The organism is Thioclava sp. JM3 (assembly GCF_002213185.1).
In the GTDB taxonomy this organism is placed as follows: Bacteria; Pseudomonadota; Alphaproteobacteria; order Rhodobacterales; family Rhodobacteraceae; genus Thioclava; species Thioclava nitratireducens.
In genome coordinates this window covers 152,273-177,711 of record NZ_NBOB01000004.1, presented here as the reverse complement: position 1 = coordinate 177,711, position 25,439 = coordinate 152,273, and the positions used below count along the sequence as shown (strand labels likewise).

Below are 25,439 nucleotides of genomic sequence, written 5' to 3'. Positions count from 1 at the left end.
TCAGCGCTTGGTGTAGGTGGTCTCCAGCTTCTCCAGCCCGTGGAAATGGTAGAGATCGGCGTAATAGGGGCGGCGCGGCAGATCGAGCCCCTGTAGCCGCTCCATCAGAATCGGCAGCGCGAGTTTCAACTCCAGCCGGGCCAGCGGCGCGCCGATGCAGAAATGCGCCCCCGCGCCGAAACTGAAATTGATGCGCACCGGGCGGGACGGGTCGAAGGCGCTCGGATCGTCCCAAGCCGACGGGTCGCGGTTCGCACCGGCGAGTAGCAGCCCGATCCGTTCGCCTTTCCGCAGCATTTGCCCCTGAAACTCCATGTCCTCGTAGAGCCATCGCGTGAACAAGTGCAGCGGCGGATCGAAGCGCAGAAGTTCCTCTACCGTGCCGTCGATCCGCTCTGGCTCCAGCCAATGCGGCGCGACGGTCTGCTCGACGAGGGTCTTCACGCTGTTGCCGATCTGGTGGACGGTCGCCTCGTGACCCGCGTTCAGGAGCAGGATCACGGTGGAAATCAGCTCGTCGCGGCTCAGGTGAACGCCTTCCTCCTCGACCGCGATCAGTTCCGAGATCAGATCGTCGCCGGGCGCTTTGCGGCGGGTCTCGATCAGATCCCCGAGATACTCCGCGAATTCCGCTGAGGCCCGCGCCGCGTCTTCTTCGAGGCTGATGTCGCGGCGGGCCTGATACATCTGCACCATCGCGTTCGACCACGCGAGAAGCTTGTCGGCATCCTTCTCCGGCACGCCCAGAAGCCGCGCAATCACGATCACCGGAAGGGGTTTCGCGAAATGCTCCAGCAGGTCGCAGCCGCCCTCGGGCAGTTCGTCGACCAGCCGGTGGCAGAGTGTCGCGATCTCGTCCTCCATGCCTGCGATCCGGCGCGGGGTGAAGGCCTTCGTCACCAACTTGCGCAGGCGGGTGTGGGTCGGCGCTTCCAACTCCAGCATCGAATGACGTTCGATCGCATAGAAGGGCTCGAGATGCTTCGGAACCTCCACCGCGTGTTCTGGCGGGGCTTCGCGCCCCAACCGCCGGTCCCGCAGCGCCGCGCCGACGATCGCGGCGCGCGCAGTCACGTGAAACCCGTATTCGGGCCATTGAACGAGAGGCGCGCCTTGACGCACGCGGTCATAGAACGGGTAAGGGTTCTGCACGAAATCTGGGTCGAGCGGGGATTGGGAAAGGGTCTGCATCGGCGCTCCGTTTGGTCGGAGGCCAGATTGGGCAGAAGGCGCCGCGCGATGCAAGACCAAGCGAACACGCCGCCTTGCATTGCCGCGCGGTTGGTCGCAAGGAAAGGGCGGGAGAGTGCTGATGCTGGGCCGTGTCGCCATATTGCTCATCTGGATCGCGCTGACGCTCGCCGCCTCGATCGGGGTGTGGCGGGTATCGGCGCGCGAGGGTCTGGCGCGGATCGAGGCGCAGGGGCAGTCCGACCTGCGGCTGGCCTCGGATCGTCTGGTGGCGGCCCTTCTGCAGTTTCGCGAAGTGGCCGTTCTGGCCGCCGATCATCCCGACGTGGTCGCGCTGGCGGGGCGTTTTGCCGAAGGAGGCAAGGCGGTCGGCACGTGGCGCGATGACGCGGTGAGCCTGACCTTGCAGCGCTTGGCCGATCACGCGGGCGCGCGCGACATCTGGCTGATCGCGCCGGGAGGCACGGTGCTCGCGGGCCCTGCGGACAGTCCCGATCGGGTCACGATGAACCGGGCGCTGGCCCGCGCCGCGCAAGGCGCGACTGGGTCAGAACATTTCGTCGATCCCGATACCGGCGACCGGCTGTTCGTCTTCGCCGCACCTGTCTTCGCCTCTGGCGGCCGCGTCTCGGGGATCGTGCTGCTGCGGCTGAATGCCGAGGATGTCGAGGCCGAGGGGCGCGGTAACCCGGTGCCCGTCTGGTTTACCGATGCCGACGGGGTGAGCTTCCTGACCAATCGGACCGACCTGGTGCTACTGTCCGAACCGGGCGCACGCCCCGATCCCGCGACCTATCCGGCGGGCTCGCTCGCCGGGGTGCTTCACTTGCGCGAACGCAATCTGGCGGGCCATCGTCTGGTGTCGGGGGATGGCTCGCTTGCCGGTCCCGCGCTGGATGTGTCGCGCGAATTGCCGGTGATCCAGATGGAGGGTCACGCGCTCGCCGCCGCCGATCCGGTTCTGCGCGCGGCGCGGCTTGCCGCGCTCTCGACGGCGGCCGGGTTTTTGGCCGTGGGGGCGGTGATCTTCGCACTGTGGGAGCGCAGGCGCGCACTGGCAGAGGCAAATGCCGCGCTTGAGGTTCGCGTGGCGGAGCGCACGGCGGAGCTGTCGACCGCGAACGAGGAATTGCGCCGCACGCAGGCCGAGTTGGTGCAGGCGGGCAAGCTTTCGGCGCTGGGGCAGATGTCGGCGGGGATCAGTCACGAGCTGAACCAGCCGCTGATGGCGATCTCGTCTTATGCAGAGAATGCCGAATTGCTGCTCGATCGCGGTCGGACAGAAGAGGCGGGCGAAACGCTGGGTAAGATCGGCGCGATGGCGCACCGTATGGCGCGCATCATCCGCAATCTGCGCGCCTTTGCGCGGCAGGAGAGCGAACCCGCGACCCGCGTCGGTCTCGCGGCGGTGGTGGAAAGCGCGCTCGAGATGCTCGACGAACGGCTGAAGCGCGCGGGCGTTACCGTCGACTGGCAGCGCCCCGACTTCCCCGCCATCGTCATGGGTGGCGAGGTGCGGCTCAGTCAGGTCGTCATCAACCTGATCTCGAACGCGATCGAGGCGATGGAGGGCCAGCCCGAGCGTCGCCTGACGATCCGCATGGCGCGCGCGGATGGCATGATCCGCCTCAGCCTGCGCGACACCGGACCGGGCATCCGCGATCCCGAGCGCATCTTCGATCCGTTCTACTCTACCAAGGAGGCGGGATCGGCGGAGGGGCTTGGCCTCGGCCTTTCGATCTCTTACGGGCTTGTGCAAGGGTTCGGCGGCAAGCTGTGCGGCGAGAATGTGCCCGGCGGCGGCGCGCGTTTCACCATCGATCTGCGCGAAGCTGCGAGCCAACCCAGACCAACCGAGGTGGAGACATGATGCGCCGGGTTCTCTTTGTCGATGACGACCGCGCGGTGCGCGAGGCGCTAGGCCAGACGCTGGAACTGGCGGGGCTGAAGCCGACGCTCGCAGGCAGCTATATCGAAGCGAAGGACCATATCTCGACCGAGTTCGAGGGGATCGTGGTCACCGATATCCGGATGCCCGGGAAGGACGGGTTCGCGCTGCTGGACCTCGTGCAGAAGGCCGATGCGGAGCTGCCCGTCGTCCTGCTGACCGGCGAGGCCGATGTGCCGATGGCAGTGCGCGCGATGGCAGCGGGCGCGTTCGACTTTCTGGAAAAGCCTTGCGCAGGGAAAGACTTGCTGGCCGTTGTCGAGAAGGCGCTGGAAACGCGCGCGCGCGTGATGGAAGCGCGGTTCTCGCGGGCCGCCGGCAAGCGTGGCGATGCCGCGGCACGGATGCTGGTTGGCGACTCTCCGGTGGCGGAGGGCCTGCGCGAAGCGGCCCGTCGCGCGGCGCGCTCGGGCGCCGAGGTGCTGATCACCGGCGCGCCGGGTGCGGGCAATTCCAAGCTCGCCGAGGTGATCCATCTACTCTCGACCAATGCGCGCCGTCCCTTCGTTAAACTCGCCGCGGCGGGCCTCGACGTGGAGGCGCTGGAGGCCGGTTTCGCGCAGGCCGAGGGCGGCACGCTTTACCTAGACGAGGTGGCCGACCTGCCGCGCCCGGCGCAATTCGCGCTGATCGAGCTCTTGGAGACCCGGCCTGCCACGCGCCTTATCGCGGGCACCTATCGCGACCTGCCAGGCGAGGCGCGGGCAGGGCGCTTCCACCCCGATCTCTACTGGCGGCTGGAGGCGTTGAAGGTGCGTATCCCCTCGCTGTCGGAACGCCCCGAGGACATTCCCGCGCTGTTTCGCCACTATGTCGCCACGGCCTGCGAACAGGCCAACCTGCGCGCGCCCGAAATCCCGGCCGAGATGACCGCACAGCTGATGGCCCGCGACTGGCCCGGCAATGCCCGCGCACTTATGTCCGAGGCGATGCGCTTCGCGATGGGGCTGGAGGCGGGCGAGCCGCCGGCGGAGCTGGGCCTGTCCGAGCGGATGGCGGCGGTCGAGAAGTCGCTGCTGGCCGAAGCGCTGACCCGTGCGGGCGGCAACGCGACCGAGGCGGCGGCCGCGCTGAAGCTGCCGCGCAAGACCTTCTACGACAAGCTCGCACGCCATGGGCTGCGGCCCGACGATTACCGCGACTAGGGGCGGGCGAGGATTCGCACGGAGCCGCCTGTATCTGTGCGGGATTTCGCACACCTCTCGTCGACGCGGGATCGGGGCTTTCTCGTAAGGCTTTGACTTAGATTGGTTATTCGGCCTTGTCACAAGAGCTTCACGAAACAGTTGATCGGATCTCTCGGCGCCTTTCTGCTTGCCCCGATGCCGGGGAGGACCGGCGTGACATGAATACCGGGAGGACATTATGAAGAAATTTACCGCCGCCGTTTCGGCGCTCGCCCTCATGGCTTCGGCCTCGGTCGCAATGGCCGATCCGACGGGCTGCGACGAAGGCGAAATGGTCATCAAGTTCAGCCACGTCACCAATACCGACAAGCACCCGAAAGGGATCGCGGCGGCGCTGTTCGCCAAGCGCGTGAACGAAGAGATGGACGGCAAGGCCTGCGTCGAAGTCTACCCGAACTCCACCCTCTACAACGATGATCAGGTGCTGGAAGCGATGCTGCAGGGCGACGTGCAGATGGCTGCGCCCTCGCTGTCGAAATTCGAGACCTTCACCAAGAAATACCGCATCTTCGATCTGCCCTTCATGTTCAAGAACATGGAAGCCGTGGACGAATTCCAGAATTCCGAAGTCGGCCAGTCGATGAAAGAAGCGATGGTGCGTCGCGGTCTGCTGGGCCTCGATTTCTGGCATAACGGCCTCAAGCAGTTCTCGGCCAACAAGCCGCTGCTGGTGCCGGGCGACGCCAAGGGTCTGAAGTTCCGCGTGCAGCCCTCCGACGTGCTGATCGCGCAGATGGAAGCGCTGGGGGCGTCGCCGCAGCCGATGGCCTTCTCGGAAGTCTATGGCGCGCTGCAGACCGGCGTGGTTGACGGGCAGGAGAACACTTGGTCGAACATCTACGGGCAGAAGTTCTACGAAGTGCAGGACGGCATCACCGAAACCAACCACGGCCTGCTCGACTACATGGTCGTGACCTCGGTCGACTGGTGGGACAGCCTCGATCCGGCGATGCGTGACCAGATCAAGTCGATCCTCGACGAGGTCACGCAGGAGCGCAACGCCGCCGTAAACCAGGTCAACGAAGAGAACCGTCAGGCGATCCTCGATGCCGGTGCGACGATCCGCGAACTGACGCCCGAGCAGCGCCAGCAATGGGTCGATGCGATGAAACCGGTCTGGGACCAGTTCAAGGATGACGTCGGTCAGGAAAACATCGACGCAGCGCAGGCGATCAACGCCAAGCACTGATCCGGAACGGACGGGCGACGGACCCCACCCGTCGCCCGATCTCACGGCGCGCGCGGCCCCCACATCACCCGCGCGCGCCACTTTCACCTCTCGACCTCAGACCGGAGTGAGCCATGAGCCAGCGCTATGAGCCGCGTAACGGGTTTTCGCGGGCGATCCACAACCTCGAGGAGACGCTGATCGCGTTGATCCTCGGCGTCATGACGGTGATCACCTTCGTCAACGTCGTACTGCGCTACGTCTTCAACTCCTCGCTGATCTGGGGGCTGGAGACGACGCTGATCCTGTTTGCCTGGCTGGTACTTCTGGGCATGAGCTACGCGGTGAAAGTGACCGCGCATCTGGGCGTCGATGCAATTATCAACATGCTCCGCCCCGGACCGCGCAAGGCCATGAGCCTCGTCGCGGCGGGCCTGTGCATTCTCTACGCGGTCCTGCTGCTGAAAGGGGCTTGGGATTACTGGGCGCCGTTCGCCGGGTTCGAGCAGACCTCGGGGCGCTGGTTCCCGACCGGCTTCCAGGAGACGCGCGACCGCGCCTTCTACGAGACCGACCAGGTACCGATCGCGGATTGGCTCGCCGTCTGGCTCGGCGACCGGTTCAACATGGGCGAGGCCTATGACAAGTTGCCGCGTTTCATCCCCTATCTGATCCTGCCGATCGGCGTGACGCTTTTGCTGATCCGCTTCGTACAGGCGGCGATCGGGGTCGCCACGGGCACGCGTGCGGCGCTGATCGTGAGCCACGAAGCCGAAGACCAAGTGGCCGACGTGGCCCATTTCAACAAGGGTGACTGAGGCATGGATATCCTGTTCCTTTTCGTGATGGTGATCGGCTTCATGCTGATCGGCGTGCCGATCGCGGTCTCTCTTGGCCTGGCCTCGACGCTGTTCCTGCTGATCTTTTCGGACGCCTCGCTCGCCTCCATCGCGCAGTCGCTCTACGACGCGATGGACAACCACGCGACGCTGCTGGCGATCCCGTTCTTCATCCTCGCCTCGAGCTTCATGTCGACCGGGGGTGTGGCGCAACGGATCATCCGCTTCGCCATCGCCGTGGTAGGGCACCTGCCGGGCGGACTGGCCATCGCGGGCGTATTCGCCTGTATGCTGTTCGCGGCGCTCTCGGGCTCGTCGCCTGCAACCGTGGTCGCCATCGGCTCCATCGTCATCGCGGCGATGCGTCAGGTGGGCTACTCCAAGGATTTCGCCGCTGGCGTTATTTGTAACGCCGGCACGCTCGGCATCCTGATCCCGCCGTCGATCGTGATGGTCGTCTATGCTTCGGCGACCGACGTGTCGGTGGGGCGGATGTTCCTTGCGGGCGTCATTCCGGGCCTTCTTGCGGGCGTGATGCTGATGGCCACGATCCTGTTCTTCGCGATCAAGCGCAACCTTCCGAAAGGCGAGTGGCAGGGCTGGGGCGAAGTCGCTGCAAGCTTCGTCGACGCGTTCTGGGGCCTGATGCTGATCGCGATCATCATGGTGGGCCTCTACGGTATCCCCGGCATCACGGGTGGTATCTTTACCCCGACCGAGGCCGCTGCTGTCGCCGCCGTCTATGCGTGGTTCGTCGCGAACTTCATCTATCGCGACATGGGCCCGCTCGACGAGGGCGAGCGAAAAACCTCACTTCTGAAGAAGCCGCAGGCACTGATCACCGCCATTTGGCACAAGGGCACGCGCGATACGCTGTTCGAAGCGGGCAAGCTGACAATCACACTGATGTTCATCATCGCCAACGCGCTGATCCTCAAGCACGTCCTGACCGACGAGCAAATTCCGCAGAAGATCACCGAGGCGCTCCTCGGCGCAGGTCTCGGCAAGATCATGTTCCTCGTGATCGTCAACGTCATCCTGCTGATCGGCGGGCAGTTCATGGAGCCTTCAGGCCTCATCCTGATCGTCGCCCCGCTGGTCTTCCCGATCGCGATGGAGCTGGGCGTCGATCCGATCCATCTCGGCATCATCATGGTTGTGAACATGGAGATCGGGATGATCACGCCGCCGGTGGGTCTGAACCTTTTCGTAACCTCAGGCGTGGCAGGAATGCCGATCATGCGGGTCGTGAAGGCGGCCGCGCCCTTCCTCGCCGTGCTCTTCGTCTTCCTGATCCTGGTCACCTACGTGCCGTTCCTGTCGACATGGCTGCCGACGATGGCGATGGGACCGGAGACGGTCGTGAAATAACCCGAGCGGGGCAGGGGCTGCTTCCGGCCCGATGTCCCGCCATTCCAACTAGGCGCGCCCGTGGCATCCCCACGCGGCGCGCTTTTCTGTGGGGTCGGTCTAGGGTGCTCTGCCCCCGCGCTGCGCGCGCGCCCCGGGACATTTCCGCCAGGGCGAGAAAACTGGATATTCTTTCGGCTTGGCGCAAATATCCCGGGGTGAATTCGCGAATGCGAAGAGGGGCAGCGCCCCTGCTGCCCGCTCGGAAATGGCACCGGCGCAAAATAAAAGGGCGACCCGATCGGCCGCCCCTCCTGCTCTGGCTATCGCCTGATTTTATTTCTGTTCCGAACCCGTCGGAGCCGCAGCGGCTGCAGCAGCCTCGGAGGCCGGCGGCGCGAGCTTCGGCGTGCCCTGACCGGTCTGCAGCGGGTCGTCCTGACGCTGCACCGAGCCTTCGAAATGCGCGCCGCTCTCGATCGCGATGGTTTTGTGAATGATGTCGCCTTCGACGCGGGCGGTCGAGGTCAGGCGCACCTTCAGGCCGCGCACACGGCCCACGACGCGGCCATTGACCACGACGTCGTCTGCCATGATCTCACCCTTGATCGTGGCGCTTTCGCCGACGGTCAGCAGGTGGGCGCGGATGTCGCCTTCGACGGTGCCTTCGATCTGGATGTCGCCGGTCGTCTTGACGTTGCCGGTGATGGTCAGGTCCGAGGAGAGAACCGAGGGCGCGGGCTTGGAGCGCGGCGCGGAGCTCGGCGTGTAGTCGCTCGAGCTGGACGTGGGGCGGCTCGGAGCGGTCGCGCTTTCAGCGGATTTGGGCTTGTCGCCGTCGGCCTTGGGGCCCGGTTCATGGATTTTCGATTTAGAAAACATTCTTACCAGCCTTGATGAAGGTCATCGGGTTAATTGGCTTGCCTCCGAGCCGGACCTCGTAGTGCAGATGCGGTCCCGTGGAGTGTCCGGTATTGCCCATATCAGCAATCCACTCGCCTTGCGACACCTTTTGCCCGACTTTCACGTGGAATTTGTTCAGGTGACCGTAGCGGGTGGTGATGCCGAAGTCGTGGCGGATCTTGATGATGTTGCCGTAGCCGCGCTCGTGCTCGGCCGCGATCACGACGCCATCGGCGGGCGCGTAGACCTTGGTGCCGATCGGAGCCGCCATATCGACGCCCTCATGCATCCGGCCCCAGCGCCAACCGAAGGGCGAGGAGAACCGGAAATGCGCCTTCACGGGCATAGAGAGCGGCAGCTTGTCGACGGCGATGCGATACATGTTCATCTCGTCGAGCTTGCGCAGGATGTTCTCGGCGCGGGCGGTATCGCCGTCGAGATCGGCTGTGCCCTTGGTCGAGAGCGAGATCGGCGAGAGCGGCCCGCCGGTGCCCGAATAGCCGCGCTTGATCTCCTTGAGGACGTGATCGGGGTCCATGCCGGCCTGCTTGAACACCTTGTCGAGCGGCTCCATCGAGATTTTCACGGCGCCTTCGAGCGTGGTGAAGATCTCGTCGTTGCGCTGTTCGAGAAGCCGCTTCTGCAGCGCGATCTTGTCCATCTGCAGCTGCGCGGTCTTGGCGTCGGCATTCGCTGTGTCGCGTTCCTTGGCTGTCTCTCCGAGTGCGCTGGTCAGCATGTCGACCGTTTTCGCCATGTCCTCCGCGCGGGCAGCCGGGGTGGGGCCGGCATCGGGGCCTTTGCCCTCGGCCTTGGCGAGTGCGAGGCGGGCGTTGTCGCGCTCTTCCATGGTGCGGCGCAGGGTCGCCTGAATCACGCCGATCCCGGTTTCCAGCTCGCGCTTGCGCTCTTCCGAGGCGAGCAGCGCGGATTGCATCTTCGAGACCTGCTCGAGGGCGGTCTGGAAGCGGTCTTGAGCGGCGAGAGCCTCGGCCGCGCGGGCGTCGCGCTCTTGCGAGAGCGCGTCGAGGCGTCGCTCGAAAGCGATTTTCGCAACCTTGTCGTTCTGCGCGGCCCCGCCAGAGGAAATCCCGTCGATGAAGAGCATCGAGGTCGCGACCATCGACCACACGAATACGCCAGCGCCAATCGCCAAGACGCTCGCCTGCGTGAGGGGGCGCAGTCGGACGAACCGCGTGGCGCTGTCTGATTTCAGAAACAGCCGCTGTTCGGGCAGGATGCGCTCGAGACGGGTGTTCAGGCGGTCGAGAATGCGTCTAGGCAAGCCGGTCGGTCCTGTGTTTGTTTCGGATCAAGGGCGACCACGAAGGGGCCGCGCGTCGCTCGCGGCGGTGCACCCGTCCTGCTTGTGGATAAGTCCTCCGCCCTTGGCCAAAGGGATTACCAAGGGGGGCAGGTCCGGGCAACCTCTTTCCCGGGCACATTCGGTCACGGTTCCCTCGCGCGCGCGGTATGAGCGGTTTCTTGCCCAAAAGACGGGACTTCCCGGCGGTTTAGGTCCTGCCGGTCATGCGGGCGTCACGTTGGTGTGATCCGCGCTTGCCGCTGGCGGTCGCCGTGCGACGGGCGCCGCGTCGCGAGGGTGGACGCCCGGGGAAGCGCCTTTTCGGGGTTTCGATCAGCCGAGGTCTCGGACGGCGCCGAGCACCTCTTCTGCGTGGCCTTTGACCTTCACCTTCGGCCAGACCTTCGCCACCTTGCCGTCTGCGTCGATCAGGAAGGTCGCGCGAACGATGCCCCAGAAGGTCTTGCCATACATCGATTTTTCGGCCCAGACACCGTAAGCTTCGCAGGTTTCCGCATCATCGTCGGAGGCCAGATATATGCCCAGGTCATGCTTGGCGCAGAAATTCTCGTGCTTCTTCAGGCTGTCCTTGGAGATGCCGACAACGACCGCGCCTGCGGCGGCGAAATCCGGGGCGAGCCGGGTGAAATCGAGCGCCTCGGTGGTGCAGCCGGGCGTGTTGTCCTTGGGGTAGAAATACAGCACGACCGGACGGCCGGCGAAGGCCGACATCGTCAGGTTGCCCTCCTCCGTGATCGGATTTCCGAGTGTTTCGAAGCTTTTGCCACCCGTGGCGGGCAGAGTGAAGTCCGGCGCTTTTTCGCCTGTCTCGATCATTGGGGAACCTCCTTGCAAGTTCGGGGCTTACTTTCCACGCCCGCTTGCGCGAGACTTAACCACGAGGCAGGAGACCCGGGCAAGACCGCGCGCGGTGGGCCCGGCAGATGAGACGGGGTCGGCACGCGCCGCTTCCGAGGGAGAAACGGCCCCGAGCCAACGGGCGCAAGACGAACGGTATGGAGAGAGAGCGTCCCGATAGCCGCGAAACGTCTGGCACGCCCGATAGGGCGGGCAAAGCGTCGACGGGCGACGCCGAGACGGTCGCCACCGGGGCGGAAACGTCGGCAGGTCGCGGCCGCAGGGCGCGCACCGGGCTCTTGCTGGTTCTCAGCTTCCTGTTTCTCGGAATCGTGGCCGCCGGGGCCTTTCTCGTCATCACGCATCGCGCGGTCGCCGTACCGCAATGGGTTGTTTCCCGCATCGAGACACGCGCCAATGACGCGTTGCAGGGGCAGATGCGGGTTCGGCTATCCGGCGGGATCGATCTCTATATCGATGACGGAATCCGGCCCCGGATCCGGCTGAACACGGTGCGGCTCGAGCGGCCTTCGGGCTTGCCGATCGCGGTGTTGCCCGAGCTGCGCATGACGCTCTGGGCGGAGCCGCTGCTGCGCGGGCGGGTGGAGCCGCGTTCGTTCCGGCTGCGCGGGGCGAGCCTTTCGCTGCATCGCCTGCCCGACGGCAAGCTCGATCTCGATTTCGGCGGCGGCAATCGCTTCGCCAATATCGACCTGAACAATGCCTCCGATCTCATTGAGACCTTTGAAAAAACGCTCGAGGTTCCAGCGCTGTCCAACCTGCAGCAGATCAGCGCCGAAGACTTGCAACTCCGGCTGATGGACGAGCGTCTCGACCGGCTCTGGAAGGTCAGCGACGGCAGGTTCAAACTGACGCAGAGCGATAGCGAAATCTCTGTCGCGCTTGGGTTCGATCTGGGTAGTGGTCGGGCGAAGCCGGCGCAGGTCGCGCTGTCGATGACCACGCAGAAGGCCAGCCGCGAAGCGAGTTTCGGGGCTGCCGTGACCGCGCTTCCGGCGCGCGATCTCGCGGTGCAGGCGCCGGCGCTCGCGGCGCTCGGCGTGCTCGATGCGCCGATCTCGGGGGCGCTGCGCTCCGGGCTGAACGACAAGGGCGAACTGACCGGGATGAACGCGATGCTCGAGATCGGGCGCGGCGCGATCCGGCCCAACGAGGGCGTGAAGCCGATCCCGATCGAGAATGGCAAGCTCTATCTCAGCTATGACCCGAAGCGGCAGCGCGTCGAGGTCTCGACGCTTTCGCTCAACAGCAGGGCATTGCGGCTGCGGGCGGCAGGCCACACCTATCTGCGCGATCTCGAGGGCGGCGTGCCTAAGGAGATCCTCGGCCAGATCGCGATTTCCGATCTGCAGCTCGACCCGGCGGGTCTGTTCGAGAGCCCTGTGCAATTCGCGCAAGGCGCGGTCGACTTCCGGCTCAACCTCGATCCGTTCCGCGTCGATATCGGGCAGCTGGAGCTGAACGATCAGGGCGACACAACGATTTCGGCGCGCGGCAAGGTCAGCGCCGAGAAGGACGGTTGGAAAGTCGCGCTCGATGCCGGGATCGACCAGATCGACCAGACCAAGCTGCTCGCGCTCTGGCCGCCGGCGGTGGTGCCGAAGACCCGCGAATGGCTCGAGAAGAACGTGACCACCGGCCAACTGCGCAATGCCCGCGTCGCGCTGCGGCTGGTGCCGGGGGCGCAGCCGAAACTGGCGCTTGGCTACGAGTTCCGCGGCGCGGATGTGCGGATCATCAACACCTTGCCGCCCGTTCAGCAGGGCCGTGGCTTTGCCACGATCATCGACACGCGTCAGGCGCTCAAGGTCGAGGAGGGGCATGTGACCGCGCCGTCGGGCGGCCGGATCGAGGTGACGGGCTCGTCGCTCATCGTGCCCGATATCCGCATCAAACCAGCCCCGGCGGAGGTCACGCTGATGACCCGCTCGCCGATTCCGGCGGCGCTGTCGCTGCTCGATCAGCCGCCTTTCGAGTTTCTCAGCAAGGCAGGCATGAGCACCGATATCGCGCAGGGTTGGGCCGAGGCGCGTTCGGTAATCCGGCTACCGCTTAAACCCAAGGTGCCGCAGGACGAGATCGGTTTCGATGTCACCGCCCGGCTGACCGAGGTGAAGACCGACACGCTGGTGCCCAACCGGACGCTGCGGGCCGATTTGCTGACGCTGAAGGCCGATCCCAAGGGGATGACGATTTCCGGCAAGGGGACACTGTCCGGTGTCGGGTTCGATGCAGCCTGGACGCAGAAATTCGGGCCGGAGCACAAGGGCCGCTCGGAGGTTGCGGGCACGGTCGATGTAAGCGCCGACGGGCTGGATCGTCTTGGGATTGCCTTGCCGAACGGTATGGTGGGCGGCGCGGGCAAAGGTCGTATCGCGCTCGATCTGCGCAAGGATCAGCCGACCGCCTTCACCTTCACCAGTGCGCTGCAGGGGGTTCGGTTGTCGATCCCGGAAATCGGGTGGAGCAAACCTGCGGGCAGCGCGGGCGATCTGAAGATTTCCGGCACGCTCGGCGCGCCACCCGATATCGACAGCTTGTCGCTGAGCGCGGCGGGGCTGAAGGCGCAGGGCGGGATCACGCTGAACAAGGGCGGCGGGCTGAACCGGGCGCGGTTCTCGAGCCTCAGCGTCGGCAACTGGTTCGACGGTAGCGTCGATCTGATAGGCCAGGGCAAGGCGCGCCCGCCGAAGGTGAATGTCACCTCCGGCGATCTGAACCTCGCACAGGCGGATCTGGGCGGCAGCGGCGGCGCCGGCGCAGGCGGTGGGGGCGGCACGTCGATTAATGCTGCCCTCGACCGGGTGCAGATAACGGACGGCATCGCGCTCACCGGGTTTCGCGGCGATTTCAGTACGCGGGGCGGTCTGTCGGGCCGGTTCCAGGGACAGTTGAACGGCAGCGCGCCGATCGACGGCACGGTGATCCCCGCCGCGGGCGGGCGCGTCGCAGTCCGGGCGCAAACGCAAGATGCGGGACAGGCGCTGGCGGCAACCGGAATATTCACCAAGGCGCGCGGCGGGCAGGGCACGCTGGTGCTGACGCCGGTTGGGCAGAAAAGCTATGACGGCAAGCTCACCGTCGCGAACCTGCGGGTGAAGGACGCGCCGGTTCTGGCCTCACTGCTGTCGGCGGCCTCGGGCGTGGGGCTGCTGGAACAGCTTAGCGGCGAGGGCATCCTGTTCAGTTCCGTCGATGGCGCCTTCCGCTTGACGCCCAACGGGGTGAGTGTCACACGGGGCGCCGCCGTAGGGGCCTCCATGGGGGTGACGATGACGGGCAACTACTACCCGCAATCGAAGACGCTGAACATGAAGGGCGTGATCTCGCCTTTCTATCTCGTGAACGGGATCGGTCAGGTCATCTCGAAGGCGGGGGAAGGGCTCTTTGGCTTCAACTACTCGGTGCGCGGAAGCGCCGACGCGCCGAAGGTCTCGATCAACCCGCTGTCGGTTCTGGCGCCCGGCGGATTGCGTGAGTTGTTCCGGGCGGCGCCGCCCAAGGTGCTGAGCGAATAAGGCTGAAGATGAAGCTAGACGATTTTGATTTCGAGCTCCCCGAGGGGCTGATTGCGACGCGACCTGCGCGCCCGCGCGATGCGGCACGATTGTTGTTAGCCGAAGGTGATACAATTCATGATCGCCACGTGCGTGATCTGGTCGACATCTTCCGCCCCGGCGACCGGCTGGTGCTCAACAATACCAAGGTGATCCCGGCGCGGCTGGCGGGCACACGGACCCGGCAGAGCGCACAGGGCGAGGTGGTCGCGAAGGTCGAGGTGACGCTTCTGGAGCCCGCACCGGGCGGCGAATGGTCCGCGCTGGCGAAGCCTTTGCGCAAGGTGAAGGAGGGTGAGGAGATTGTCTTCTCCGACGCGCTTTCGGCCAAGGTCGAGGCGATCGAGGACGGCCAGCTGCGGCTCAGCTTCAACCTCACGGGCGAGGATTTCGACGCGGCTCTGGCCGAGGCCGGAGCGATGCCGCTGCCGCCCTATATCGCGGCGCTGCGCGCCCCCGATGACGAGGACAAGCGCGACTATCAGACTGTCTTCGCCCGCCATTCCGGCGCGGTCGCGGCGCCCACGGCCAGCCTCCATTTCACCCGCGAGTTGCTGGAGGCGCTGGCCGCCAAGGGCGTGGAGTTCACCGAAGTGACGCTGCATGTCGGCGCGGGCACCTTCCTGCCGGTGAAGGTCGAGGACGTCACCACGCACAAGATGCATTCCGAATGGGGCGAAGTGAGCGAGCAGGCAGCGGCCGAGATCAACGCGACCAAGGCCGCAGGCGGCCGCGTCATTCCCGTCGGCACCACCGCGCTGCGCCTGATCGAGAGCGCCGCACGCGCCGAGGGCGGCGCGAAAGGCCATATCGTGCCCTTCCGCGATGCCACCGACATCTTCATCTATCCCGGCTTCGAGTTTCGCATCACCGACGCGCTGATGACGAATTTCCACCTGCCGAAATCGACGCTGCTGATGCTCGTCTCGGCCTTGATGGGGCAAGATCGCATACGCAAAATTTACGATCATGCGGTTAAGACGGGCTACCGTTTCTTCTCTTACGGCGATGCGTCGCTTCTAATTCCCTAGAGTCGCTTTCAGGGCTTGGAAATGTTGTCGCCGCGGACTAGATGCCGCGGGACGACGCAATCCAATTCAGGCCCCCGGGAGACCGATATGCTGTTAGTGCTGCGCCAGACATGGCCGCTTTTGCTGGGCATCATGCTCTTGATGGTCGGCAACGGGATGCAGGGCACGCTGCTCGGTATCCGCGGCAAGATCGAGGGCATCAACACCTTCTACATGTCGCTCGTGATGTCGGCCTATTTCGCGGGCTTCCTGTTCGGGTCGCGCATGGTGCCCGAGATGATCGCGCGCGTCGGTCACGTCCGCGTCTTCGCGGCGCTCGGCTCGCTGATCTCGGCGGTACTGATCCTCTACGCGGCTTTCCCGAACTGGCCTGCCTGGGTCGCTATGCGCGTGCTGATCGGCTTCTCCTTCTCGGGCGTGTATATCACGGCGGAAAGCTGGCTGAACGCGGGGTCGACCAACGAGACGCGCGGCCAGGCGCTGTCGCTCTACATGATCATGCAGATGTTCGGCATCGTCACGGCGCAGGCGCTGCTGAACGTGGGCGACCCGGCGGGGTATCTCCTCTTCGTGATCCCCTCGGTTCTGGTGTCGCTGTCCTTCACGCCGATTCTGCTCGCCGCCTCGCCCGCGCCCAGCTTCGAGACGATCCAGCGCATGACCTTCAAGCGGCTCTGGGAAGCCTCGCCGCTGGGCATGGTGGGGCTCTTCCTGCTGGGTGGAATCATCTCGGCGATGTTCGGCATGGCCTCGGTCTGGGGTACCGCCGAAGGGCTCGACGTGAAGCAGATTTCGGCCTTCGTGGCGGCGATCTACGTGGGCGGCCTCGTGCTGCAATATCCGATCGGCTGGGCTTCGGACCGAATGGACCGGCGCCGCGTGATCATGGGGGCGGCACTCGCGGGCGCGGTGGTGACGTTCACGATCTTCGCGCTCAACCCACCCTTCTGGGTGCTGCTGATCGGAGCGACGCTGATCGGCGGTGTGGCCAATCCGCTCTATTCGCTCTTGATCGCCTATACCAACGACTATCTCGATTCCTCCGACATGGCGGCCGCCTCTGCGGGGCTGATGTTCGTAAACGGGCTTGGCGCGGTCGCGGGGCCGCTGGTGACCGGCTGGCTGATGAGCGTCATGGGTCCGGGCGGGTTCTTCCTCTATATCGGTGTGCTCTGCGCCGCAATCGCTGGCTATGCAGTGTGGCGGATGACGCGCCGCGAAGCGCCTTCGGTGGACGAGACCGGCTCCTACACGCTGCTCTCGCCGACGGCGACCGCGGTGGCAGTCGAGGCGCGTCTGGAAGTCGCGCAGGAGGAGGCCGAAGCGGCCAGCGAAGAGGAAGCCGAGACCGAGGCCGCGAAGAACGAGGATGCCGCCGCCTGATGCAAGGCCCTTTGCCTGCCTCTGCGCTTGCCCTACCATGATCTGATGACAGCGGGGCAGGCACGGCAGGGGAGGGCCGTCACCATGGATCGCATCAACGAGATTATACGCTTCTGGCGTATCGAGGTCGGCGAGAAATACTGGTACCAGTCGAGCGAGCAGATCGACGCCGCGATCCGGCGTCGTTACGCGCCGCTCTGGCAGGTAGGCGCGCAAGGCGCGCTGACCGAATGGGAGCGCAACGCGCAGGGCGCGCTGGCGCTTCTGCTGCTACTCGACCAGTTCCCGCGCAACATGTTCCGAGACGATCCGCGCGCCTTCCAGACCGACCCGATGGCACGGCGCCATGCCGATCGCGCCATCGCCGAAGGGTTCGACCTGCAGATCGGGCCGCCGCTGCAGCAATTCTTCTACCTTCCTTTCATGCATTCCGAAGAGCTTGCCGATCAGGACCGGGCGGTGACCCTGTTCTCCGAGCGCTGGCGCTCTGAAGATAACCTGCGCCACGCGCTCGCACATCGTTCAGTGATCGAACGGTTCGGGCGCTTCCCTTGGCGCAATTCCGCGCTAGATCGCGAGACAACGCCCGAGGAACAGGCATTCATGGAGCAGGGCGGCTACCGCAAGGCGCTTGCGGATGCGGATGAGTTGAAGCTGTCCGCAAAATAGTTTAATGCCAAACCAGTTTCTGACCGGAGGGAAGACATGGCATCGAAAACCTACGACATGATCGTGATCGGGGCAGGGCCGGGGGGCTATGTCAGCGCCATCCGGGGCGCACAGCTGGGCCTCAAGGTCGCGATCGTGGAGCGCGAGCATCTGGGCGGCATCTGCCTGAACTGGGGCTGTATTCCCACGAAGGCGCTTCTGCGCTCGGCCGAGGTGTTCCACCTGATGGAGCGCGCGAAGGATTTCGGCCTCAGCGCCGAGAAGTTCGGCTACGATCTCGACGCGGTGGTGAAACGCTCGCGCGGGGTGGCCAAGCAGCTCGCTTCGGGCGTCGGCCACTTGCTCAAGAAGAACAAGGTCGATGTCGTGATGGGCACCGCGAAACTTGCCGGCAAGGGCAAGGTTTCGGTGAAAACCGACAAGGGTAGCGAAGAGTTGACCGCCAAGAACATCGTGCTGGCGACTGGCGCGCGGGCGCGCAATCTGCCGGGGCTCGAGGCCGACGGCAAGCGCGTCTGGTCCTACAAGCACGCGCTCAATCCGCCGCATGAGCCGAAGAAATTGCTGGTCATCGGCTCGGGCGCGATCGGTATCGAATTCGCCAGCTTCTTCAATACGCTCGGCGCCGAGACGACGGTCGTCGAGGTGATGGATCGCGTGCTGCCCGTCGAGGACGAGGAAATCTCGAAATTCGCCAAGAAGCAGTTCGAGAAACAGGGCATGACGATCCGCGAGAAGACCACGGTAACCAAGCTCGACCGCAAGGCCGACAAGGTGATCGCAACGCTCGACAAGGGCGGCAAGACCGAGACGCTGGAAGTCGACACCGTGATCTCCGCGGTCGGCATCGTCGGCAATGTCGAGGATCTGGGCCTTGAAGAGGCGGGCGTGAAGATCGACCGCACCCATGTCGTGACCGATGAATACTGCCGCACCGGCGTCGACGGGCTCTATGCCATCGGCGATATCGCGGGCGCACCGTGGCTCGCGCACAAGGCGAGCCATGAGGGCGTGATGGTGGCCGAGCTGATCGCGGGCAAGCACGCCCATCCGGTCAAGCCGGGCTCGATCGCGGGCTGCACCTATTGCCAGCCTCAGGTCGCCTCGGTCGGCATGACGGAAGCGAAAGCGAAAGAGGCGGGCTACGACATCAAGGTTGGCCGCTTCCCCTTCATCGGCAACGGCAAGGCGATCGCCTTGGGGGAGAGCGAGGGGCTGGTGAAGACCGTGTTTGACGCGAAGACCGGCGAATTGCTGGGCGCGCACATGGTCGGCGCGGAAGTGACCGAACTGATCCAGGGCTATGTCGTGGGGCGCCAGCTGGAGACCACCGAGGAAGACCTGATGAACACCGTCTTCCCGCACCCGACCCTGTCGGAGATGATGCACGAGTCGGTGCTCGACGCTTACGGGCGCGCGATCCACTTCTGATCGGATGTGCCGGGAAATGCGAAAGGCCGGGGGGACCCCGGCCTTTTTGTTTTGGTGATAAGGGGCGCGCCCGAGCCTCGGGTGGGCGCTGCGCGTCGCCTGTGGCCGGGCGGTTTATCCTGCAAGTCCGCAAGTAGGATGCGCCTGCGCTGACATCGTCAATGCGCCCTCCCGGGGGGAGGGTCGGGCGCGGCCCGGGGCTGGTCGCCCCGTGCTGGTCATGACCAAGGTCCGTTCTTGCCTTTCCGGCGCACCTTCGGCATCGAGCGCGCACCGCTCCAATCGCCCGTAGCCGGCGCGGGGGCCGCGCGCTCACGACGCGCACCCGCACCGCCCGCCATCTGCCGCAGCGCTGCAACGCGGTTCTCGGTAGAGGGGTGGGTGGCGAAGAGGTTATCCGCGCCGTGCCCGCTCAGCGGGTTGATGATGAACATATGCGCGGTCGCAGGATTGCGCTCGGCGGCGACATTTTCGACCCGACGCGCGCCAGCCTCGATCCGCTGCAGCGCCGAGGCCAGCCAGAGAGGGTTGCCGCAGATCGCAGCCCCTTCCTTGTCGGCCGCATATTCGCGTGTGCGCGAGATCGCCATCTGGACCAGCGCCGCCGCCATCGGGGCGAGGAACATCATCGCCAGCGTGCCCATGATCCCCATCCGCTCGCGCGAGCCGCCGAAGAACAGGGCGAAATTTGCCAGCATCGAAATCGCACCTGCGAAGCTCGCCGTCACGGTCATGATCGCGGTGTCGCGGTGTTTGATATGGGCCAACTCGTGAGCGATCACGCCAGACAACTCCTCGCGCGACAGGCTCTGCATCAGCCCGGCGGTTACCGCCACGGCGGCGTTCTCGGGGTTGCGGCCAGTGGCGAAGGCATTGGGCTGCGGCGTGTCGATCAGGTAGACGGCGGGCATCGGCAGGTCGGCATTCTTGGCCAGTTGCCCGACCAGCGCGTTCAGCCCCGCGCGGTCGCCCGGCGCCACCAGATGCGCGTTATGCATCCGCAGCACCATTTTATCCGAATTCCACCACGAATAGACATTCATCCCGGCGGCGAAGATCAGCGCGATCACCATGCCGGTCGCACCACCCATCAGGTAGCCCAGCCCCATGAACAGCGCCGTCATCGCCGCCATCAGCATCGCAGTCTTGGCATAACCCATTGTCGGTCTCACCCTTTGATCGTTACGCATCCGATATAGGCACGCGCCACGCCCACGCAATTCCATCGGCTGCGCAAAACAAAAGGGGCCCCGGCGGGACCCCTTCAAAATCATGCGACACAGTGCGCGATCAGCGCTCGATCTCGCCGCCACCTGCGTGCCAGTCGCCCAGACCGCCGATGTTGTAGACTTCGGCGTAGCCCATCTGGACGAGCATCTGCGCCGCACCTGCCGAGCGCCCGCCCGAGGCGCAATAGAGCGCGACCGGCTTCGCGGGGTCGAGGTCGGGATGCTTCTCCGGGCTCGACGGGTCGGCCTTCATGCGGATCGTCGCGAGCGGGATATGAAGCGCGCCCTTGGCCTTGCCCGAGCTTTTCACTTCCATGCCCTCACGCACGTCGACCACGGTCAGCTCACCGGCTTTCGCCTTGGCGACGGCGTCCTGCGGGGCAATGCGCTCGACCCGGTTTCCACCGGAAGGGCGAAGAAAATTCAGCATGTCGTTACCTCTTGCATTCGCGTGACCCGCAGGCCCGTTTCCCGGTTCATGTGGCAAATACCGGACCGCTTTCAAGAGTGATAGCGCGAAACCCGTCGAAAATACATTCAAGAAATGGAATTTAATGCCTAATTGCCGCAATTTTGATCGGGCTGCGAGGCGTGCAAGCGGCACGACGGATACGCGCGACATTGCCGCCATGCAGAAAGTTCACATTTCGTTCGCAGATTTGGATTGGAGACTCGCGGGGAAACACCTATCTAGGGCTGGTGATAAAAGGGGGCGTGGATGGCTGAACTGAAGTTCATCGAAGTGCGCGGCGCGCGCGAGCACAATCTCAAGGGCGTGGATGTCGATATTCCGCGCGACCAGTTCGTGGTGATCACGGGGCTGTCGGGCTCCGGGAAATCCTCGCTGGCCTTCGACACGATCTATGCCGAAGGGCAGCGCCGCTATGTCGAAAGTCTGAGCGCCTATGCGCGCCAGTTCCTCGACATGATGGGCAAACCCGACGTCGATCACATCTCGGGTCTGTCGCCTGCGATCTCGATCGAGCAGAAGACGACGTCGAAGAACCCGCGCTCCACCGTCGGCACCGTGACCGAAATCTACGACTACCTGCGTCTGCTCTACGCCCGCGCGGGCACGCCCTATTCGCCCGCCACCGGCGAGCCGATCGAGGCGCAGCAGGTGCAGGATATGGTCGATATCGTGATGCAGATGGAGGAGGGCACGCGCGGCTATCTGCTCGCCCCGATCGTGCGCGACCGCAAAGGCGAATATCGCAAGGAATTCATCGAGCTGCGCAAGCAAGGTTTTCAGCGCGTGAAGGTGAATGGCGAGTTCTACGAGCTGGAAGAACCGCCGACGCTCGATAAGAAATTCCGCCACAACATCGACGTGGTCGTGGATCGCGTCGTCGTGCGCGAGGGGATGGAGACGCGGCTGGCCGACAGTTTCCGCACCGCGCTCGACCTCGCCGACGGCATCGCGATCTTCGAGAGCGCGCCGCGCGAAGGCGAGGGGGAGCCCGAACGCACGACCTTCTCGGAAAACTTCGCCTGTCCGGTGTCGGGCTTCACGATCCCCGAGATCGAACCGCGCCTGTTCTCGTTCAACGCGCCGTTCGGGGCCTGTCCGGTCTGTGACGGCCTCGGCGTCGAACTGTTCTTCGACGAGCGCCTGATGGTGCCCGATGTGACGCTCTCGGTGCAGGGCGGGGCGCTGGCCCCCTGGGCGCGGACGAAATCGCCCTATTACACCCAGACGATCGAGGCGCTGTCGAAACATTACGGCTTCGATCCGAAAAAGCCGTGGAAGGATCTGCCGGAAAACGTGCAGGAGCTGTTCCTGCGCGGCTCGGGCGATGAAGAGATCAAGTTCCGCTTCGACGAGGGCGGCCGCGTCTACGAGGTCAGCCGCACCTTCGAGGGGATCATCCCGAACATGGAGCGCCGCTACCGCGAGACCGACTCTGCCTGGTCGCGCGAGGAGATGGAGCGCTATCAGAACAACCGTCCCTGCCACGCTTGCGGCGGCTACCGCCTGCGGCCCGAAGCGCTCGCCGTGAAGATCGGCGGCAAGCATGTGGGCCACGTGGTCGAGATGTCGATCAAGGAGGCCCATGAGTGGGTCGCCACCGTGCCGGGCAGCCTCTCGCACCAGAAGAACGAAATCGCGACGGCGATCCTCAAGGAAATCCGTGAACGCCTCGGCTTCCTCGTGAATGTGGGTCTCGATTACCTGACCATGAGCCGCGCGGCGGGCACTCTGTCGGGCGGCGAGAGCCAGCGGATCCGGCTGGCCTCGCAGATCGGTTCGGGCCTGACGGGCGTGCTCTACGTGCTCGACGAGCCGTCGATCGGCCTGCACCAGCGCGACAACGACCGCCTCCTCCAGACGCTGAAAAACCTGCGCGATCAGGGCAATACGGTGATCGTTGTGGAGCATGACGAGGATGCGATCCGCCATGCCGATTACGTCTTCGATATCGGCCCGGGCGCCGGCGTGCATGGCGGTCAGGTCGTTTCGCGCGGCACGCCCGAAGAGATTGCCGCCGATCCGGCGTCGTTGACCGGGCAATACCTGTCCGGCACGCGCGAGATCGCGGTCCCGACCGAGCGGCGCAAGGGCAACAAGAAGAAGCTCAAGGTCGTGGGTGCGACCGGCAACAACCTCAAGAACGTCACGGCCGAGTTCCCGCTCGGCAAGTTCGTCTGCGTCACCGGCGTTTCGGGCGGGGGCAAGTCCACGCTCACCATCGAGACCCTGTTCAAGACCGCCTCGATGCGGCTCAACGGTGCGCGTCAGACGCCCGCGCCCTGCGATACGATCAAGGGGTTGGAGCATCTCGACAAGGTCATCGACATCGACCAGCGCCCGATCGGGCGCACGCCGCGCTCGAACCCCGCGACCTATACCGGCGCCTTCACCCCGATCCGCGACTGGTTCGCCGGTCTGCCGGAGGCGAAGGCGCGCGGCTACAAGCCGGGGCGGTTCTCCTTCAACGTGAAGGGCGGGCGCTGCGAGGCCTGTCAGGGCGATGGCGTGATCAAGATCGAGATGCACTTCCTGCCCGACGTCTATGTCGAATGCGAGACCTGCAAGGGCAAGCGCTACAACCGCGAGACGCTTGAAATCCAGTATAAGGGCAAGTCCATCGCGGACGTGCTCGACATGACGGTCGAGGACGCGCAGGAGTTCTTCAAGGCGGTGCCTTCGATCCGCGAGAAGATGGACGCGCTGATGGAGGTGGGCCTTGGCTATATCAAGGTCGGCCAACAGGCAACGACGCTGTCAGGCGGCGAGGCGCAGCGGGTGAAGCTGTCCAAGGAACTGTCGAAACGCGCCACAGGTCGCACTTTGTACATTCTCGACGAGCCGACGACCGGTCTGCACTTCGAAGATGTTCGAAAACTGCTGGAAGTGCTGCACAGCCTCGTGGAGCAGGGCAACACCGTCGTGGTGATCGAGCACAATCTCGACGTCATCAAGACGGCCGATCATATCATCGATATCGGCCCCGAGGGCGGCGATGGCGGCGGCGAGATCGTGGCGGTCGGCACGCCGGAAGAAGTGGCCACCAACCCGCGCAGCCATACCGGCCATTACCTTGCGCAGATGCTGGGAGTGAAGGTCGCGGCGGAGTGATCCGCCGCGCTCTGGTCGCGGGCGCGCGGGCTCAGCGCCGTGCGGTGCGGCCGATGACTTCCATGACCTTGTGGTCTTCCGCGCCGACTTTGTAGATCACGCCGCGCACGTTGTAGTAGCGCCAGGCGCCGGTCACGATCGGCAGATCGTAGCGGCGCAGGTTCAGGATCATCGAGTGCTGATAGACTGGAAACACATCGCCGACGCTGAACTCGGGCTCCATCTGACCCTGCAGTACCCAGCGTGACGTGCCATTCGTCGTGGCGACCTTGCAGAACGTGTCGCCCGTCGTGAGCGTCTTGCACTCCGGCGCGGCCTTTGCGGAAGCTTTGGCTTCCTGCGCTGCGGGGCTACCCATGTCGATCTTCCCACCGCGCATTACCTGAACCCCTTGCGCCGATCCTTCGGCAGAGGCGAGGGCGGGCAGGGCGCAGGTCAGCGCAATCAGGGCGAGTGGGCGCATCACGATCCTCATCTTGAAAGCCTATCCACGCGCGTGTCATCGGGCAACGAAATTGAGAATCGATACATCTTTTTGTCCTCCAACCTTTCGAGGACAATAAAAAACGGGCGGAGTGGTTCCGCCCGTTTTTTAATTTCCGTCTGGACTGTGGCTCAGAAGCCGACGATGTCCGTGGCCTTGCCGACCTGGGCGAGCACTTCGCCGCTCTCGGGGCTGACTTCGTAGATGTAGCCGAACGAGCGCCAGTAGGTCGCGTCAGCCTTCAGGCCGAACGCGGCGGGCTGGCGGAGGCGAACGTGGTTCTCGGTGATCTGCTGGCCAACTTGCCACAGCAGGTCGTTGCGAACCGAGGGCTTCTGGTCATGCGACTGGTTCGCGACCGAGACGCTTGCTGCCATTTTCGAACCTGCGGCGCTCATCGGACCATCTGCGAGAGCTGCCATCGGGGTAAAAGCTGCGCCGATCACCGCGATCAGCGCGACACGGGGGAGATAAGTCATGCGCGTTTTCCTTTCGTCTTGAGGGACCAAATGCCGCATTGCGGCGAAAAGGTCCATTGCAGATTCCGCATTGCCGCCATGCGTAGAAACGAAAGCTGTTGCGCGCTGTAAGTTGCTGTTATTGCTTAATAAAAAATTACGATATTTCCGTGTCAAATCACAAAGGCCTCCACTTTACGTGAAGGCCTCGTGTTCAGATGCGGCGCTATGTCGCGGTTGACGCTGCGTCTGCGAAGTCAGTAGCCGAGGATCGAACGCGCGAGTCCGATCAGAGCGAGCACTTCGCCGGTCTGGCGGTCGACCTGATAGACGTAGCCGTTGGAGCGCCAATAGGTGCGATTGTCGTTCAGGCCGTAGCGGTTCGGGTCGCGGATCAGGACGTAGTCGCCGGTGATCCGGTCACCGCGGCGCCAACGGCGCTCCGCGTCCCGCCATTTGTCGTCGCGCTCGTCGTCGTGGCGATAGCTTTTCTTGGCGAGACCGGGCGGACGGCAGCCATTGTTCTTCTTGGCCAGTCCGGGCGGGCAGCCCCTGTAATCGCGCTCTGCGTGGCCGCGGTCGTTCTTCCATTTGCCGTGGCCATGGCCGTCAGCAAGGGCGGCCCCGGGCAGAAGGCTCGCCCCGAGGGCAGCGGCGAGGGTAAGCTGGGTCAGGTGTTTCATGTGACCTCTCCTTTCCTGACGCGCCTCATGCGCGTGTTGGGATATAAATGAACGTAGCTGGCCAGCCGTTCCATCGCGGAATCGGGCTTTATCCACGCGCAACCCTCTCACAAGCAAGACCCCGCCGAAGACGCGCGGTCATTCGGCGGGGTCCGGCTCGCCC

20 protein-coding genes are annotated in these 25,439 nt (G+C 64.6%); 11 read left to right on the top strand and 9 right to left on the bottom strand.

Annotated elements, in window-relative coordinates:
* Positions 1–1,191 carry a cytochrome P450 gene (locus B6V73_RS08760; RefSeq protein ID WP_075774579.1) on the bottom strand — a complete coding sequence of 397 codons (1,191 nt, stop codon included), beginning with the start codon at positions 1,189–1,191 and terminating at the stop codon, positions 1–3.
* Between the two features lie 121 nt (positions 1,192–1,312).
* Here B6V73_RS08760 and B6V73_RS08755 point away from each other — a divergent pair, with 121 nt between their 5' ends.
* The 5 genes from B6V73_RS08755 to B6V73_RS08735 all read left to right on the top strand — a co-directional run bounded on the left by B6V73_RS08755 (position 1,313) and on the right by B6V73_RS08735 (position 7,704).
* Positions 1,313–3,061: an ATP-binding protein gene (locus B6V73_RS08755; RefSeq protein ID WP_088725037.1), complete on the top strand. Its 1,749-nt coding sequence runs from the start codon at positions 1,313–1,315 to the stop codon at positions 3,059–3,061.
* On the top strand, positions 3,058–4,284 hold the full coding sequence (locus tag B6V73_RS08750) for a sigma-54 dependent transcriptional regulator (RefSeq protein ID WP_075774581.1): 1,227 nt from the start codon (positions 3,058–3,060) through the stop codon (positions 4,282–4,284). Before B6V73_RS08755 ends, B6V73_RS08750 begins: the two co-directional genes overlap by 4 nt.
* Positions 4,285–4,504: 220 nt before the next feature.
* A complete protein-coding gene (locus B6V73_RS08745; RefSeq protein ID WP_075774582.1) occupies positions 4,505–5,515 on the top strand; it encodes a TRAP transporter substrate-binding protein in 1,011 nt (336 codons plus the stop codon).
* Positions 5,516–5,628: 113 nt separating this feature from the next.
* A complete protein-coding gene (locus B6V73_RS08740) occupies positions 5,629–6,312 on the top strand; it encodes a TRAP transporter small permease (RefSeq protein ID WP_075774583.1) in 684 nt (227 codons plus the stop codon).
* 3 nt (positions 6,313–6,315) lie between these two features.
* On the top strand, positions 6,316–7,704 hold the full coding sequence (locus B6V73_RS08735) for a TRAP transporter large permease subunit (protein WP_075774584.1): 1,389 nt from the start codon (positions 6,316–6,318) through the stop codon (positions 7,702–7,704).
* Between the two features lie 315 nt (positions 7,705–8,019).
* Here B6V73_RS08735 and B6V73_RS08730 read toward each other — a convergent pair whose 3' ends face one another.
* From B6V73_RS08730 to B6V73_RS08720, 3 genes are all read right to left on the bottom strand, one after another.
* The gene (locus B6V73_RS08730; protein WP_075774585.1) at positions 8,020–8,565 is read right to left on the bottom strand and encodes a polymer-forming cytoskeletal protein; all 546 of its coding nucleotides are present in this window, start codon (positions 8,563–8,565) and stop codon (positions 8,020–8,022) included.
* The gene (locus B6V73_RS08725) at positions 8,555–9,871 is read right to left on the bottom strand and encodes a M23 family metallopeptidase (protein ID WP_075774586.1); all 1,317 of its coding nucleotides are present in this window, start codon (positions 9,869–9,871) and stop codon (positions 8,555–8,557) included. Before B6V73_RS08725 ends, B6V73_RS08730 begins: the two co-directional genes overlap by 11 nt.
* 354 nt (positions 9,872–10,225) lie before the next feature.
* Complete coding sequence (locus B6V73_RS08720; protein ID WP_088725036.1) at positions 10,226–10,729, bottom strand: peroxiredoxin; 504 nt, start codon at positions 10,727–10,729, stop codon at positions 10,226–10,228.
* Between the two features lie 179 nt (positions 10,730–10,908).
* Between B6V73_RS08720 and B6V73_RS08715 the strand changes: the two genes are divergently transcribed.
* The 5 genes from B6V73_RS08715 (at position 10,909) to lpdA (ending at position 18,842) form a co-directional block, all read left to right on the top strand.
* Positions 10,909–14,289 carry an AsmA-like C-terminal region-containing protein gene (locus B6V73_RS08715; RefSeq protein WP_168174879.1) on the top strand — a complete coding sequence of 1,127 codons (3,381 nt, stop codon included), beginning with the start codon at positions 10,909–10,911 and terminating at the stop codon, positions 14,287–14,289.
* 8 nt (positions 14,290–14,297) lie between these two features.
* On the top strand, positions 14,298–15,359 hold the full coding sequence (gene queA / locus B6V73_RS08710) for a tRNA preQ1(34) S-adenosylmethionine ribosyltransferase-isomerase QueA (RefSeq protein WP_075774588.1): 1,062 nt from the start codon (positions 14,298–14,300) through the stop codon (positions 15,357–15,359).
* An 87-nt stretch (positions 15,360–15,446) separates the two neighbouring features.
* On the top strand, positions 15,447–16,742 hold the full coding sequence (locus tag B6V73_RS08705) for an MFS transporter (RefSeq protein WP_075774589.1): 1,296 nt from the start codon (positions 15,447–15,449) through the stop codon (positions 16,740–16,742).
* Between the two features lie 84 nt (positions 16,743–16,826).
* Complete coding sequence (locus B6V73_RS08700) at positions 16,827–17,411, top strand: DUF924 family protein (RefSeq protein ID WP_075774590.1); 585 nt, start codon at positions 16,827–16,829, stop codon at positions 17,409–17,411.
* A gap of 36 nt (positions 17,412–17,447) precedes the next feature.
* Entirely contained in the window at positions 17,448–18,842 is a 1,395-nt protein-coding gene (gene lpdA / locus B6V73_RS08695; protein WP_075774591.1) for a dihydrolipoyl dehydrogenase, read from the top strand.
* 218 nt (positions 18,843–19,060) lie between these two features.
* Here the strand turns inward: lpdA and htpX are convergent, their stop codons facing one another.
* Both htpX and B6V73_RS08685 read right to left on the bottom strand, forming a co-directional pair.
* Entirely contained in the window at positions 19,061–20,002 is a 942-nt protein-coding gene (gene htpX / locus B6V73_RS08690; protein WP_088718832.1) for a zinc metalloprotease HtpX, read from the bottom strand.
* Positions 20,003–20,132: 130 nt separating this feature from the next.
* A complete protein-coding gene (locus B6V73_RS08685) occupies positions 20,133–20,501 on the bottom strand; it encodes a rhodanese-like domain-containing protein (RefSeq protein WP_075774593.1) in 369 nt (122 codons plus the stop codon).
* 288 nt (positions 20,502–20,789) lie between these two features.
* Here B6V73_RS08685 and uvrA point away from each other — a divergent pair, with 288 nt between their 5' ends.
* A complete protein-coding gene (gene uvrA / locus B6V73_RS08680; protein ID WP_075774594.1) occupies positions 20,790–23,651 on the top strand; it encodes an excinuclease ABC subunit UvrA in 2,862 nt (953 codons plus the stop codon).
* Positions 23,652–23,682: 31 nt separating this feature from the next.
* Here the strand turns inward: uvrA and B6V73_RS08675 are convergent, their stop codons facing one another.
* From B6V73_RS08675 to B6V73_RS08665, 3 genes are all read right to left on the bottom strand, one after another.
* Positions 23,683–24,114, bottom strand: coding sequence for a hypothetical protein (locus B6V73_RS08675; protein WP_075774595.1), 432 nt, complete (start codon positions 24,112–24,114; stop codon positions 23,683–23,685).
* 152 nt (positions 24,115–24,266) lie between these two features.
* Positions 24,267–24,614: a hypothetical protein gene (locus B6V73_RS08670; protein ID WP_075774596.1), complete on the bottom strand. Its 348-nt coding sequence runs from the start codon at positions 24,612–24,614 to the stop codon at positions 24,267–24,269.
* A 236-nt stretch (positions 24,615–24,850) separates the two neighbouring features.
* Positions 24,851–25,276 carry an excinuclease ABC subunit A gene (locus B6V73_RS08665; protein WP_088725034.1) on the bottom strand — a complete coding sequence of 142 codons (426 nt, stop codon included), beginning with the start codon at positions 25,274–25,276 and terminating at the stop codon, positions 24,851–24,853.
* Positions 25,277–25,439 lie beyond the last annotated feature (163 nt).

Coding starts and splice junctions, on each gene's coding strand:
- B6V73_RS08760 (WP_075774579.1), bottom strand. CDS start 1,191: ATGCAGACCCTTTCCCAATCCCCGCTCGACCCAGATTTCGTGCAGAAC.
- B6V73_RS08755 (WP_088725037.1), top strand. CDS start 1,313: ATGCTGGGCCGTGTCGCCATATTGCTCATCTGGATCGCGCTGACGCTC.
- B6V73_RS08750 (WP_075774581.1), top strand. CDS start 3,058: ATGATGCGCCGGGTTCTCTTTGTCGATGACGACCGCGCGGTGCGCGAG.
- B6V73_RS08745 (WP_075774582.1), top strand. CDS start 4,505: ATGAAGAAATTTACCGCCGCCGTTTCGGCGCTCGCCCTCATGGCTTCG.
- B6V73_RS08740 (WP_075774583.1), top strand. CDS start 5,629: ATGAGCCAGCGCTATGAGCCGCGTAACGGGTTTTCGCGGGCGATCCAC.
- B6V73_RS08735 (WP_075774584.1), top strand. CDS start 6,316: ATGGATATCCTGTTCCTTTTCGTGATGGTGATCGGCTTCATGCTGATC.
- B6V73_RS08730 (WP_075774585.1), bottom strand. CDS start 8,565: ATGTTTTCTAAATCGAAAATCCATGAACCGGGCCCCAAGGCCGACGGC.
- B6V73_RS08720 (WP_088725036.1), bottom strand. CDS start 10,729: ATGATCGAGACAGGCGAAAAAGCGCCGGACTTCACTCTGCCCGCCACG.
- B6V73_RS08715 (WP_168174879.1), top strand. CDS start 10,909: ATGGAGAGAGAGCGTCCCGATAGCCGCGAAACGTCTGGCACGCCCGAT.
- queA (WP_075774588.1), top strand. CDS start 14,298: ATGAAGCTAGACGATTTTGATTTCGAGCTCCCCGAGGGGCTGATTGCG.
- B6V73_RS08705 (WP_075774589.1), top strand. CDS start 15,447: ATGCTGTTAGTGCTGCGCCAGACATGGCCGCTTTTGCTGGGCATCATG.
- B6V73_RS08700 (WP_075774590.1), top strand. CDS start 16,827: ATGGATCGCATCAACGAGATTATACGCTTCTGGCGTATCGAGGTCGGC.
- lpdA (WP_075774591.1), top strand. CDS start 17,448: ATGGCATCGAAAACCTACGACATGATCGTGATCGGGGCAGGGCCGGGG.
- htpX (WP_088718832.1), bottom strand. CDS start 20,002: ATGGGTTATGCCAAGACTGCGATGCTGATGGCGGCGATGACGGCGCTG.
- B6V73_RS08685 (WP_075774593.1), bottom strand. CDS start 20,501: ATGCTGAATTTTCTTCGCCCTTCCGGTGGAAACCGGGTCGAGCGCATT.
- uvrA (WP_075774594.1), top strand. CDS start 20,790: ATGGCTGAACTGAAGTTCATCGAAGTGCGCGGCGCGCGCGAGCACAAT.
- B6V73_RS08675 (WP_075774595.1), bottom strand. CDS start 24,114: ATGCGCCCACTCGCCCTGATTGCGCTGACCTGCGCCCTGCCCGCCCTC.
- B6V73_RS08670 (WP_075774596.1), bottom strand. CDS start 24,614: ATGACTTATCTCCCCCGTGTCGCGCTGATCGCGGTGATCGGCGCAGCT.
- B6V73_RS08665 (WP_088725034.1), bottom strand. CDS start 25,276: ATGAAACACCTGACCCAGCTTACCCTCGCCGCTGCCCTCGGGGCGAGC.